This window comes from Pseudoduganella buxea (genome assembly GCF_009720835.1).
Classification (GTDB): Bacteria; Pseudomonadota; Gammaproteobacteria; order Burkholderiales; family Burkholderiaceae_D; genus Rugamonas; species Rugamonas buxea.
This window is the reverse complement of record NZ_WNKZ01000006.1, coordinates 1-12,252: the sequence shown is the minus strand read 5'-3', so window position 1 is coordinate 12,252 and position 12,252 is coordinate 1. Positions and strand designations below refer to the sequence as shown.

The 12,252-nt window shown below is 66.7% G+C and carries 11 protein-coding genes; 7 read left to right on the top strand and 4 right to left on the bottom strand.

Translation table 11 applies throughout. The annotated features are described in order from the left end of the window. Nucleotides 1-14: 14 nt before the first annotated feature. Together GM672_RS03660 and GM672_RS03655 are read right to left on the bottom strand one after the other, a co-directional pair. Nucleotides 15-857 carry an HDOD domain-containing protein gene (locus GM672_RS03660; protein WP_155469173.1) on the bottom strand — a complete coding sequence of 281 codons (843 nt, stop codon included), beginning with the start codon at nucleotides 855-857 and terminating at the stop codon, nucleotides 15-17. Then, complete coding sequence (locus tag GM672_RS03655; RefSeq protein WP_155469172.1) at nucleotides 854-1,027, bottom strand: hypothetical protein; 174 nt, start codon at nucleotides 1,025-1,027, stop codon at nucleotides 854-856. Before GM672_RS03655 ends, GM672_RS03660 begins: the two co-directional genes overlap by 4 nt. A 157-nt stretch (nucleotides 1,028-1,184) precedes the next feature. On the opposite strand from GM672_RS03655, the gene GM672_RS03650 reads away from it, so the two are divergent. The 4 genes from GM672_RS03650 (at nucleotide 1,185) to GM672_RS03635 (ending at nucleotide 4,716) form a co-directional block, all read left to right on the top strand. Next, a complete protein-coding gene (locus GM672_RS03650) occupies nucleotides 1,185-2,750 on the top strand; it encodes a sensor histidine kinase (RefSeq protein ID WP_155469171.1) in 1,566 nt (521 codons plus the stop codon). An 82-nt stretch (nucleotides 2,751-2,832) separates the two neighbouring features. Then, nucleotides 2,833-3,384, top strand: a complete 552-nt coding sequence (locus GM672_RS03645) for a DUF1697 domain-containing protein (RefSeq protein WP_155469170.1) — start codon at nucleotides 2,833-2,835, stop codon at nucleotides 3,382-3,384. Between the two features lie 30 nt (nucleotides 3,385-3,414). Beyond that, nucleotides 3,415-3,807 carry a DUF3224 domain-containing protein gene (locus GM672_RS03640; protein WP_155469169.1) on the top strand — a complete coding sequence of 131 codons (393 nt, stop codon included), beginning with the start codon at nucleotides 3,415-3,417 and terminating at the stop codon, nucleotides 3,805-3,807. 60 nt (nucleotides 3,808-3,867) lie between these two features. After that, complete coding sequence (locus GM672_RS03635; RefSeq protein WP_155469168.1) at nucleotides 3,868-4,716, top strand: ChaN family lipoprotein; 849 nt, start codon at nucleotides 3,868-3,870, stop codon at nucleotides 4,714-4,716. Nucleotides 4,717-4,758: 42 nt separating this feature from the next. Here the strand turns inward: GM672_RS03635 and GM672_RS03630 are convergent, their stop codons facing one another. Together GM672_RS03630 and garD are read right to left on the bottom strand one after the other, a co-directional pair. Beyond that, the gene (locus GM672_RS03630; protein ID WP_155469167.1) at nucleotides 4,759-5,574 is read right to left on the bottom strand and encodes an NAD-dependent epimerase/dehydratase family protein; all 816 of its coding nucleotides are present in this window, start codon (nucleotides 5,572-5,574) and stop codon (nucleotides 4,759-4,761) included. Nucleotides 5,575-5,671: 97 nt separating this feature from the next. Next, entirely contained in the window at nucleotides 5,672-7,231 is a 1,560-nt protein-coding gene (gene garD, locus GM672_RS03625) for a galactarate dehydratase (protein WP_155469166.1), read from the bottom strand. 220 nt (nucleotides 7,232-7,451) lie between these two features. Between garD and GM672_RS03620 the strand changes: the two genes are divergently transcribed. The 3 genes from GM672_RS03620 (at nucleotide 7,452) to GM672_RS03610 (ending at nucleotide 12,105) form a co-directional block, all read left to right on the top strand. After that, entirely contained in the window at nucleotides 7,452-8,159 is a 708-nt protein-coding gene (locus GM672_RS03620) for a FadR/GntR family transcriptional regulator (RefSeq protein WP_155469165.1), read from the top strand. Between the two features lie 318 nt (nucleotides 8,160-8,477). Continuing rightward, complete coding sequence (locus tag GM672_RS03615) at nucleotides 8,478-11,177, top strand: TonB-dependent receptor (RefSeq protein WP_155469164.1); 2,700 nt, start codon at nucleotides 8,478-8,480, stop codon at nucleotides 11,175-11,177. 109 nt (nucleotides 11,178-11,286) lie between these two features. After that, a complete protein-coding gene (locus tag GM672_RS03610; protein WP_155469163.1) occupies nucleotides 11,287-12,105 on the top strand; it encodes a rhamnogalacturonan acetylesterase in 819 nt (272 codons plus the stop codon). Nucleotides 12,106-12,252: the final 147 nt, after the last annotated feature.

Genomic DNA, 12,252 nt, shown 5'->3' with positions numbered 1-12,252 from the left:
GGCAAGGTAGGACCTCAGGCCAGCAAGGCCTGTGCAATTTCCTCGTACTGCAGTTCCGTCTCCCGGAACAACTGAAGGCAACTGCCTTCGTCCAGTTTCAGCGCATTCCATGCCACGTCCGACAGCGGAGGTACCAGTTCATCCGGTGCCTGCGCCAGGTCGAGCGCGTGCGCGATGGCGTCCGCCACGTGGATGATCGTGGCCAGGAAGCCGGCGCCCGTGCGTTCCGGTGCATGGTGCCCGCCGATGGCCAGGCGCATCGTGTCGGAAAAATGCCAGTGCTCCGCCAGCGCCAGTCCCGCCTCGACGTGATCGATCCCCAATACTGCCCGTTCTGCCTCCAGCAAGGTGGTGTCCGCACGCGCGCGCCAGGCCAGCACCTCGCCGTAATGGCGCGGAAAGCACGTCACCAGCACAAGCCGGCCGATATCGTGCAGCAGCCCCGCCGTGAAGGCATAGTCCTGATTGAAGCGCAGGTGGCGCGCCAGCACCTTGGCGCAGGCGGCTGTACTGATGGAGTGGCGCCAGAAGGCCTTGTGATCGAAGCCGGTGCAGCCGCCGGTGGCAAAGCAGCCCGTGACGGCGGCGGCGGTGATCAGGTCGCGCGTGGTCTGGAAGCCCAGGTAGGTGATCGCCTGCCGCACGGTGGTCAGGCGCACCTGCAGGTTGTACATCGAAGAATTGGCCAGGCGCAAGGTCTTGGCCGTCAGCGCCGGGTCGTGCGACACCTTTTCCGCCAGCACGGCAATGTCGATGTCTTCCTGGTCGATGCTGTCGAGCAGCTCCATGACGACGGCCGGCAGGGACGGCAGGTCCCCCAGCGCATTCACCACATCGTCATAGGACAGGGCCGTCATGGCGGGCAGCCGTCGCGCACGCGGTAGGCCAGTACGAACTGGCGCAGCAGGTGGTCGGCGCGCGGTGCGCCTGCCGTCGGCGCCAGGTTGCGGAACAGGTAGTCGACGCGGTCGCGCCGGTGCTGCATGTCCGGTCCGACAGGTGCCTGGGGTGGATTGCTTGCCGTCATGGTGGTCTCCTGGTCCCGTTCGATGGTAGCACCATGCTTGTTAAAAGGGAGCTGCGAACTCTGACAGGGCGAGCAGCCGGCCCGGCCGAATACGGTGAAGATATTGCCAATGTGCATCTGCTGAATTACATTGGGTGGACACTTTCGGGGAGAGCGCATGTTCGGAATCCAGGCCAGGCTGACCTGCCTGTTCGTCGTCATCGTGACGGTGGTGCTGGCCATTTCCGGCACCTATGCGCAGTACAAGCTGGCGCACGAGCTGGAGCTGGCCAACCAGCGGCTGCGCGACGGCGTACTGACCCGCCTGCAAACGAGCCTGCCATCGGCCCTGTGGGACCTGGACAAGGCCAAGGTCGACAATATCGTCGCGGCCGAAATGCTGCCGCCGGAATTGCTGGCCATCCGCGTCTACGACACGTCGGTGGGCCTGTTCTCCGGCAAGCGGCGCAACGCCGACGGCACCGTCCTCGACGCCAACGGCCGCGATGCCGTCGCCGGGACGGCCACCGTGGCGGACCTGGCCTACCGCGACGGCGACCAGGCCGGCCGCCCCCTCATTGTCGGGCGCGTCGTCGTCAATTTCAGCCGCGACCGGATCGAGGCCCGGCTGGCCGCCGAAATCCGCCGCCGGGTCAGCGAGGTGCTGCTGCTGGACCTGATCCTCGTGGTGGCGCTGGCCCTGTCGCTGCGCATCGTGTTCGCGCCCCTGAAGCAGCTGCGCGACCGGCTGCACGAACTGGCCACGCGCGACAGCGAGGAAGTGGACGAGCTGCCGGAGAAGCGGCGCGACGAGCTGGGCGACGTGATCCGCGGCTTCAACGCCATCCTGCGGCGGGTGAAAGCCGTCATTGCCCGCACGCGCGAGGCGGAGGACGAGGCGCGCGGTGCCGCGCAGGAAACGGCCCAGGCCATGAACGAGCTGCGCCAGGCCCAGGAATCGCTGCTGCAGGCCGAGCGCCTGGCGTCGCTGGGCAGCCTGGTGGCCGGCGTGGCGCATGAGATCAACACGCCCGTCGGCATCGCGCTGACCAGCGCCTCCGTGCTGAAGGAGGCCACCGAGGAAATCCACGCGGCCGTGATGGCGGGCGCCGTCAAGAAATCCGAAATCCTGCGCTATATCGACACGGCCGGCGAAAGCGCGCGCCTGATCATGAACAACGCCTACCGCGCCGCCCACCTGATCCACAGCTTCAAGCAGATCGCCGTGGACCAGGTCAGCGAGGCGCGCCGCCGCTTCGAGCTGCGCGAATACATCGGCGAAGTGGTCTCGAGCCTGCAGCCGCGCCTGAAGAAGACGCGCCTGGACGTCGCTATCGACTGCCCGCCCGACGTGGTGCTGGACAGCTACCCCGGCGCGCTGGCCCAGGTCATCACCAATCTGACCCTGAACTGCGTCGACCATGCCTTCGCGCCGGAGCAGGAAGGAAGAATCGCCATCGCCGTGCGCCCGCGCGGCGAATGGATCGAGCTGGCCGTGACGGACAACGGCGCCGGCATCCCGGCCGACCTGCTGGACAAGGTGTTCGACCCGTTCGTGACGACGCGGCGCGGCCAGGGCGGCACGGGCCTGGGCCTGAACATCGTCTACAACCTGGTGGTCAAGCAGTTCGCCGGCAGCATCGCCGTGCACAGCGTGCCGGGGCAGGGCGCCAGCTTCGTGCTGCAGATGCCGCGCGTGACCCCGGGGCCCGAACTCCCGGCCGAAGGCAGTCCTCCCGCGTGAGGACCGGCAAGCACCATGCAAGCCGGGCGCCCGGGTTGGCGCGGCTGTCGCATACTGCGACCAGAAAAACAGGAGAACATGGATGAGCACAACGCGACAGATAGCCCTGCTGCGGGGGATCAACGTCGGCCGGGCCAAGCGCATCGCCATGGCGGACTTGCGCAAGGTGCTTGCCGACCTGGGTTTCACCGGCGTGCGCACATTGCTCAACAGCGGCAACGTGGTGTTCGACTGCGCCGCCCGCGATGCCGCGCAGTCGGCCACCCGCATCGAGGAAGCGCTGGTGCTGAAACTGGGTGTGGGCGCGCGCGTGACGGTGCTGGACGCCCACCAGCTCGACGACGTGGTGCAGGACAACGCGCTCACCGCCCTGGCGGCCGATCCCGCGCGGCTGCTGGTGGCCATCCTCAGCAACCCGGTCGACCGCGCCCGCCTGGAGCCCCTGTGCCATCAGGGCTGGGAACCGGAAGCCTTCGCGCTGGGCCGCTGGGCTGCCTACCTGTGGTGCGCCGACGGCGTGCTGGCCAGCCGCCCGGCCGCCGCGATGGGCAAGCTGCTGGGCGATGGCGTCACCACCCGCAACTGGAGTACCATCACGAAACTGCACGCGCTGGCCAGGGAGCCCGGCGCCTGATCGTCACATCTTCACATGGGAGACACCAGCATGGCGCACATCAGCGGCGAGTTCGACGTGACGATGGAACCGCACCAGGTGGCCGACGCCAACCTGGAAACGGGCATCGTCCGCATGACACTGGATAAACGCTACCACGGCGGCCTGCAGGCCGACGGCCAGGGCGAGTTCCTCGCCTTCCACGGCGCCGTGCCCACGTCGGCCGTGTACGTGGCCATCGAAAAGGTCGAAGGCACGCTCGATGGCCGTGCCGGCACTTTCGCGCTGCAGCATGCCGGCGTGATGGGCGGCGAGCACGCGGGCCTGCGCATCCTCGTCGTGCCCGACTCCGGCACGGGCGAGCTGGCCGGCCTGCGCGGCACGATGGCCATCCGCATCGAGCAGGGCAAGCATTACTACGACTTCGATTATTCGCTGGCCTGACCCGGCGGGGACGGAGGTCGCTTGGGGTAGACTGGGGTTTTACGTCCAACCCGAAGAGCGATGAAGTACAAGACCCTACCCCTGCTGCTGGCCGGCGCGCTGCTGGCCGGCGCCATGCTGGGCGGCTGCGCCGTCTACAAGAAGAACCCCCGCCAGAATCCCGTCGTCTCCGGCGCCACCAAGGGCAACCCGCAGGTGCTGCTGCTGGGCGAAGTGCACGACAATCCGAAGGGCCACAAGGCCCGTTACGAGGAATTGCGCCGCCGCGTGGAAGCGGGCTGGCGCCCCGCCATCGCGATGGAGCAGTTCGACCGCCAGGACCAGGACCTGCTGAACGCGGCCCAGGAAGGCTGCATGGATGCGGGCTGCGTGATCCGCGTGATGGACCGCAAGGGCTGGGATTGGCAGCAGTACTACAACATCATCCAGCTGGCGCTGGACCACAAGCTGCCCATCGTCGCGGTCAACCTGTCGCGTGCGGATGCGTCGAAGGTCGTGCGCGACGGCATCGCCTCCAGCTTCGACGCGAAAACCGTGGCCGAATACCGCCTGAACGAACCCGTGTCGGCCGACTGGCGCAAGGCGCAGGAAAACGAGATCCGCACGGGCCACTGCGACATGCTCCCGGCGATGATGCTGCCCGGGATGGTGGACGCGCAGATGGCGCGCGACATCTGGATGGCAAAGCTGATCCGCGACCAGCAGCCGCGCGACGTCGTCCTCATCGCCGGCAACGGCCACGTACGCAAGGACATCGGCGTACCCCGCTGGCTCGCCGCCGTCGGCGCCAAGCTGACGGTCGAAACCATCGGCTATGTCGAGGGCGGCAACGCCAAGGCGCAGTTCGACGACGTCCGCACCATCCCCGCCCAGAAGCGCCCCGACCCCTGCGCCAAGTTCAAGAAGTAGGCCGCCGCCCTCAATCCGGTGTCGGACACCGGATGCGGGCAACTACTTATACATCGGCCCGTCGAAGATGAACTTGCCGCCGTGGTAGTTGCTGGCGGCGTCGTCCTCGGGCGGGTACTCGCCCGTTTCCGGCACGTCGGCGCGGAACTGTTCGGAGCTGTCCTTCGGCTGGAAGCCCAGATGGGCGGCCTTGCGGTTGTCCCACCACTGGCGCTTGTTGTTCGAGGCGCCGAACAGGATGGTGTGGCCCACGCGGGGCGTCAGCAGCGACACGCGCAGCGCCTCGACCAGGTCGTCGTAGGACAGCCACGTGCACATCATGCGCGGATTGTTCACGGCCGGGAACGAGGAGCCGATGCGCAAGCACACCGTCTCGATGCCGGCGCGGTCGAAGTAGTAGCGCGACAGCTGTTCGCCGAACACCTTCGACAGGCCGTACATGCTGTCCGGGCGCGGCGGGTCGTCCGCGTCGATCACCTGCGTCTGCGGATAGAAGCCGATGGCGTGGTTCGACGACGCGAACACGATGCGCTTGACGCCGTGGCGGTGCGCCGCCTCGTAGATGTTGTACGTGCCCTGGATATTGGCGAACATGATGTTCTCGAAGGTGTTCTCCGTCGAGATGCCGCCGAAGTGCAGGATCGCGTCCACGCCCTCGACCATCTCCAGCACGGCCGCCTTGTCGGCCAGGTCGGCCTGGAAGATCTCCTCGCCTTCGCCGGCCGTGCCCAGGTCGCCGATATCGGACAGGCGCAGCACCTCGGTGAGCGGCTTCAGGCGCTCGCGCAGGATCTTGCCCAGGCCCCCGGCGGCGCCCGTCAGCAGCAGGCGCTTGAATGGTTTTTTCGTCGTCGTCATGTCGTCTCTCGTTCCTATCTGGTTGTCGCTGCGCCATTGGACCAGAAATCGGCCCCGGCGGTGAATCAGTCGCGTGATCGCTTCGGCAGGGCGAACGTCAGGTCACCGGGGCCGGGTTGAACAGCACCAGCGCATTGTGCAGCTTCCAGTGCTCGGCCCATGTCTTCTGGCCGCTGGCGACCGCCAGCATCAGGTGGAACAGCTCCCAGCCCACGTCCTCGATGGAAGCGCCGCCGCTGGCGATGCGCCCCGCGTTGACGTCCATCAGGTCATGCCAGCGGCGTGCCAGGTCGTCGCGCGTGGCCACCTTGATGACGGGGCATTCCGCCAGGCCGTAGGGCGTGCCGCGGCCGGTGGTGAAGATATGCACGTTCATGCCGGCAGCCAGCTGCAGGGTGCCGCAAATAAAATCGCTGGCCGGCGTGGCCGCGTAGATCAGGCCCTTCTGCTTGAGCTTCTCGCCCGGCGACAGCACGCCGGAAATCGGGCTGCTGCCGGACTTGACGATCGAGCCCATGGCCTTCTCGACGATGTTCGACAGCCCGCCCTTCTTGTTCCCCGGCGTCGTGTTGGCGCTGCGGTCGACGCCGCCCCGCTTCAGGTAATTGTCGTACCAGTCCATCTCGCGGATCATGGCCTGGGCCACGTCGGCGTTGACGGCGCGCGACGTCAGCTGGTCGATCCCGTCGCGCACTTCCGTCACTTCCGAGAACATCACGGCCGCGCCGGCGCGCACCAGCAGGTCGGTGGCAAAGCCCACGGCGGGGTTGGCGGTGACGCCGGAGAAGGCATCGCTGCCGCCGCATTGCACGCCCACTACCAGGTCGGACGCGGGGCAGGTCACGCGCCGGCGCCGGTTCAGCACTTCCAGCTGCTGCTCGGCCGTCTGCATGATCGAGTCGATCATCGACATGAAGCCCACGTGGTGGCTGTCCTGCAGGCATACCACGGGCGCCTCGTCGGCCACCGAGTTGTCGGCCATGCGGATCGGGATCGAGCCCTTCGGGAACAGCCGCGTGGGTTGCAGCTTCTCGCAGCCGAGCGAGACAACCATGGCCTGGCCGCCGAAATTCGGGTTCTTGCTGATGTTGTGCAGCGTGCGGATCGGTACGTCGGCGCCGGGCGCCTCGATCGCCACGCCGCAGCCGTAGCTGTGCTCCAGGCCGACCACGTCGTCCACGTTCGGATAGCGCGGCAGCAGTTCGGCCTTGATGCGCTTGACGGCGAATTCCACCACGCCCGACACGCACTGCACGGTGGTGGTGATGGCCAGGATATTGCGCGTGCCGACGGAGCCGTCCTCGTTGCGGTAGCCCTGGAAGGTATAGCCCTCCAGCGGCGGCAGCGGCGGCGGCTTGATGGTGGCGATCGGCAGGTTGTCCAGCTCGCGCGCCGGCGGCATTTCCAGCAGTTGCTCGGACACCCAGCTGCCGCGCGGGATGGCCTTGGCGGCGCGGCCGATGATGACGTTGTAACGGATGACGGGATCGCCCTGGGCCAGGTCGACCAGGGCCACCTTGTGCCCTTGCGGCACGCCTTCCACCAAGGTCAGGCCATCGGCAAAGACGCTGCCGGCGGGCAGGCCGCCATCGTTGACGACGATCGCCACATTGTCGTTGTCATGCATGTGGATACGGCGCGGAGAGCTCGCTGTCATCTTCAATCCTGGAGGGAAACCGGAGGGTTCGTTGCGCTGCTGTGTGGCAGAAGCGCAACATCGATACGCCGTCCGGTGAGTTGTCTGATGACTTCAGTATGACAGAGGCGAATATTTTTGGCTAGTCCACATTGCGATTTTGGTCTGACCGCTTTAGAATGGCCTGACCAGATGACAAGAGCCTGACGCTTGCGCGCCACGCCACCGACGAGACAGCGCGATGCAGAAACGAAGTGCCCCGATGCCGGAGACGGCGACCCACGAACCGCGCCTGTACCGCATCGTGGCCGACCGTATCGGGCAATTGATCGCGGCCGAAGGGCTGCTGCCGGGCGCGCGACTGCCGTCCGAGCGCGACCTGGCCACCCGCCTGGCCGTCAGCCGTGCCTCGCTGCGCGAAGCACTGATCGCGCTGGAACTGGGCGGCGTCATCGAAGTGCGCGGCGGCTCGGGTGTGTATGTCAGCGAGATGCCGCAGGCAAGAGCGCCCCTGCCCGAGGCGGAAGCAGGGCCGGGGCCCTTCGAGGTGCTGTCGGCCAGGCGCCTGATCGAAGGCGAGATCGCCGCGATGGCGGCGCGCACGGCCAGCGACAGCGCCATCGACGCGATCCTGAAGGCGGTGGAGGAAATGGAGACGCATCACGCCAACAAGACCACCAACGAACAGGCCGACCGCAACTTCCACATGGCGATCGGCCGCGCCACGGGCAACGGCGCCATGGCCGGCACCCTGGAATACCTGTGGGACCAGCGCGGGCGCCTGTGGCACAAGCTGAAGGAGCATTTCCAGACCGAGGAGCTGCGGCAGGAAACGCTGAAGGATCACCGCCGCATCTTCGAGGCCATCGCCGCGCACGACCCGGCCGCGGCGCGCAAGGCGATGCGCTCGCACCTGGAACGGGTCACGCGGACGTTCTCGCGCGGCTAGCAGTACCGGATAAATACGCAGGACAGAAAAAAGCAGGACCGGCGCCCAATATAAAAACCAGGGGCGCCGAGGAGACAGGATGGACCCAAGTACCCCCGGGCACAACCCGCCAAGTATGCCGGCAGCATGCGCTTACCCGCCTTTGCGGCGCCGCTGCCGCGCTCCTGATCTCGAACAAATGGTTATCGACCGCGTGCGACCTCGGCCCCTTGTGTGGCTCTCGTGGCAGCGGCACGGAGTACGCGAGGTGCTCCAACAGTCGATCCGCCCCGCGCGGCCGACATAACTTTATTTGGAAAACACAAGGAGACGAGAAGCATGAACAAGCGCGAAACCCTCTGTCAGCCACGGCTGGTACTGACCTCGATCGCACTGGCCGTGCTGGCCGTGGCGAATCAGGCCTCCGCCCAGGACGCCTCGATGCAGCGAGTGGAAGTGACCGGCTCGTCCATCAAGCGCCTGGCCAGCGAAGAAGCCTTGCCCGTCACGACGATCAAGGCCGAAGAATTCGCCCAGCGCGGCATGACCACCCTGGCCGACGTCATGATGGCACTGCCGCAATCGGCCTCGCTGGCGCCATCGAACGCCGGCTCGGGCACCAATATCAACCTGCGCGGCCTGGGCGTGAACCGCACCCTGGTGCTGCTGAACGGCCGCCGCCTGGCCAATGAGGCCATCTCCTCCGGCTACGCCAACCTGGACGTGATTCCGATGAGCGCGCTGGCGCGCGTCGAGATCCTGCGCGACGGCGCCTCGTCGATCTACGGTTCGGACGCCATTGGCGGCGTCGTCAACTTCGTCACGAAGCGCGAATTCGAAGGCGGCCAGATCACGGGACAATGGGTCGAACCGGAACGCAGCGGCGGCGGCGACGAGCAGCGCGCCACGCTCACCTTCGGCAAGGGCAGCCTGGCCCGCGACGGCTGGAATGCCTACGCCACGGTCGACTACCATAAGCGCAGCCGCCTGGCCTCGAAGGACCGCCCGAACCTGGGTTCGGACGAGATCCTGGCCCAGATCGGCCGCTCGCGCACCATCGGCAGCGGCGGCTACGCCATGCCGGCCAACTTCACCACGGCCACCAACAAGGTCGCCCGAAACCCCTACGCCGCCGAATGCGAGGCGCCATATTCGATCGTCGGCGCGAAAAGCACGTGCCTGATCGACAGCAACGAATACGGCACCGCGCTGCACGAGAATTCGCAGCTGAGCTTCTATGGACGCGCCACCAAGCAGATCAGCGAAGACCACACCTTCACCGTCGAATACACCCGCGGCCAGTCGGAAATCCTGGCGGCGCGCAATCCAACCCAGTCCGTCGCCGTCGGCGGCGTCACGGCGCAACTGCCGTCGTCGTCGAAATGGTATCCCGGTAACAGCGGCGGCGTGCCCGCCATGTCCGGCCTGAACGGCGCACCGCTGGTCGTCACGTGGTCCGTGGCCGACCTGGGCATCGCCGTGCAGAAGGACAAGCAGGTCAACCAGCGCCTGGCCTTCGTCGACGAAGGCAAGTTCGGCGACTGGGACTACCGCACCGGCCTCGTGATCGGCATCAGCGACCGCGAAAACTACTACGACCGCGGCTTCGTGCGCGGCCAGGGCCTGCTGGACGGCCTGAAAAGCGGCGCGCTCAATCCATTCGGCCTGCAGGACCAGGCCGGCCTGGACTACCTGAAGAATATCTCGGTGGACGGCATCAAGAACCGCGATTCGCGCACCACCTACACGGGTGCCGATATCACCATCAGCCGTCCGCTGATGGAGCTGGCCGGCGGCGCGATGGCGATCGCCATCGGCGCCGACGCGAACCACAACACGACGCGCGACGACAAGCTGGCGATCCAGAACGAAGTGCAGTACCTGAACAGCACTTCCTCGCACGGCGAAGGCCAGCGCAACGTCTATGCGCTGTACGCCGAACTCGATGTGCCGCTGACGAAGACGCTGAACCTGAACTTCGCCGCCCGCGACGATTACTTCAGTGACTTCGGCAACACCTTCAACCCGAAGGCCAGCTTCCGCTGGGAGCCGAGCAAGACCGTGATGTTCCGCGGCTCGGCCAATACGGGCTTCCGCGCACCGACCCTGTTCGACGCCTACGGTTACCGCCTGCCCGGCGCTACCGGCAAGACCAGCTCGCGCTGGGACGATCCGGTCCTGTGCCCGGGCGGCACGCCAGGCGTGGCCGGCAGCGGCAATCCGCTGCCAGGCTATGTCGAGTCCGAAGTGTGCGACGTCGCGCTGCCCAAGCAGGTCGGCTCGAACGCCAACCTGAAGCCGGAGAAATCGCGCGGCTTCACCCTGGGTGTCGTGGTTGAGCCGATCAAGTCGATGACGCTGTCGCTGGATTACTGGAACATCCGCATGAAGGACATGCTGGCGAACCTGCCGGAGCAGGTCTATTTCCAGGACCCGGCCAAGTACGCCCACCTGTTCGTGCGCAATCCCGACGGCACGCTGGCCTTCATCAACAACACGACGATGAACCTGGGTGGCCAGAAGGCGGCCGGTATCGACATCTCGGCCTCCTACCGCTTCCCGCGCAGCAGCACCTACGGCGACTTCAAGGTGGAACTGGACGGCACCTACCTGACCCAGTTCGACAACCAGCTGTTCCCGGGCGAGGAATGGGTCTCGAACATCGGCCGCTTCGGCAATGCGTCGAACGGCACCACGTCGAGCTTCCCGATCATCACCTACCGCTGGAAGCACACGTTGAAATTCGGCTGGTCCAAGGGTGACTGGACTGCGCAGGCGACGCAGAACTACAACTCGCAGTACGAGGACCAGAACCTGGTGGCGCAGCAGTACTGGCGCGACATCAACTCGTACAAGCCGTGGAACCTGACGGTGGGCTACAAGGGCATCAAGAACCTGCAGCTGATCTTCGGCATCACCAATGTGTTCGACACGGACCCGCCGGTGACGAACCACAGCGGCTACGGCTTCAGCTACCTGTCCAGCGCGGCCAGCCCGATCGGCCGTTCGTACAACCTGCGCGCGACGTACAATTTCTAAGGCCGTGTAATGTGCTGCCGGGATAATCGGCTGTCCGTCCCGGCGTACCCATGACACGCGGCGCCCGCCTGCAACCGCAGCGGGCGCCGTTTTCTTATCGGGAGACTTCATGACCATCAAACTGCTTGCCGCAGCCTTCGTGCTGACCGCTGCCGGCGCGTCCCACGCGGCCGATGCCGCAAACACCGCCAATGCCAGGCCGGTGCGCTTCATCCTCGTGGGCGACTCCACCATGGCCACCGCCAGCGGCTACGGCGACGCCTTTTGCGCCCGCGTGATCCGGGCCGACACATGCATCAACCTGGCCAAGGGCGGGCGCAGCTCCGGCAGCTTCCGCGCCGAAGGCCGCTGGGACGAGGTGCAGGGCCTGCTCAAGGGCGGCAGCGCCTACCGCGCCACCTATGTGCTGATCCAGTTCGGCCACAACGACCAGCCGGGCAAGCCGGGCCGCTCGACCGACCTGAAAACGGAGTTCCCCGTCAATATGGCGCGCTATGTCGATGAAGTGAAGGCCGCCGGCGGCGTGCCGGTGCTGGTGACGCCGCTGACGCGGCGCAGCTTCAAGGACGGCAAGCTGGAAAACAACCTGCAGCCGTGGGCCGACGTCATCCGCGCCGTCGCGGCCAGCGCCAAGGTGCCGCTGCTGGACCTGAATGCCGACAGCGTCGCCGCCGTCCAGGCGATGGGGCCGGACGAAGCGGACACCCTCGCCGTGGCGCCCAAGCCGGCGGCCGCGCCCGCATCCGCTCCTCCACCCGCGGCAGGATCGGCCGCCACGGTGGAGCCGCAAGGCGCGGCGAAAAGCGCCTTCGACTACACCCATGTCGGCGCCAAGGGCGCAGCCTACTTCGCTGCCATGGTCGAGCGCGAGATCAAGGCCGCCATTCCCGCCATCGCCACCGAGTTTCGTCCGGAGGCGGTGCAATGACGGCGCGGCAGGCCACGGCGCTTGCCCTGGCGCTGTGCGCAACCGGCGCCCACGGTCAGGACAGCCGCCAGGTGGCGGAACCGAAGCTGCCGCCGGCCTGCGCCGTGCTGGCAGCCGTGGCGGGCGGCGGCAACGACGCGCCGCGCA

What these genes read in the sequence shown, in the direction of transcription:
- GM672_RS03630 (WP_155469167.1), bottom strand. Translation starts at nt 5,574, where the DNA reads ATGACGACGACGAAAAAACCATTCAAGCGCCTGCTGCTGACGGGCGCC.
- GM672_RS03640 (WP_155469169.1), top strand. Translation starts at nt 3,415, where the DNA reads ATGGCGCACATCAGCGGCGAGTTCGACGTGACGATGGAACCGCACCAG.
- GM672_RS03610 (WP_155469163.1), top strand. Translation starts at nt 11,287, where the DNA reads ATGACCATCAAACTGCTTGCCGCAGCCTTCGTGCTGACCGCTGCCGGC.
- GM672_RS03620 (WP_155469165.1), top strand. Translation starts at nt 7,452, where the DNA reads ATGCAGAAACGAAGTGCCCCGATGCCGGAGACGGCGACCCACGAACCG.
- GM672_RS03615 (WP_155469164.1), top strand. Translation starts at nt 8,478, where the DNA reads ATGAACAAGCGCGAAACCCTCTGTCAGCCACGGCTGGTACTGACCTCG.
- GM672_RS03645 (WP_155469170.1), top strand. Translation starts at nt 2,833, where the DNA reads ATGAGCACAACGCGACAGATAGCCCTGCTGCGGGGGATCAACGTCGGC.
- GM672_RS03635 (WP_155469168.1), top strand. Translation starts at nt 3,868, where the DNA reads ATGAAGTACAAGACCCTACCCCTGCTGCTGGCCGGCGCGCTGCTGGCC.
- GM672_RS03650 (WP_155469171.1), top strand. Translation starts at nt 1,185, where the DNA reads ATGTTCGGAATCCAGGCCAGGCTGACCTGCCTGTTCGTCGTCATCGTG.
- GM672_RS03655 (WP_155469172.1), bottom strand. Translation starts at nt 1,027, where the DNA reads ATGACGGCAAGCAATCCACCCCAGGCACCTGTCGGACCGGACATGCAG.
- GM672_RS03660 (WP_155469173.1), bottom strand. Translation starts at nt 857, where the DNA reads ATGACGGCCCTGTCCTATGACGATGTGGTGAATGCGCTGGGGGACCTG.
- garD (WP_155469166.1), bottom strand. Translation starts at nt 7,231, where the DNA reads ATGACAGCGAGCTCTCCGCGCCGTATCCACATGCATGACAACGACAAT.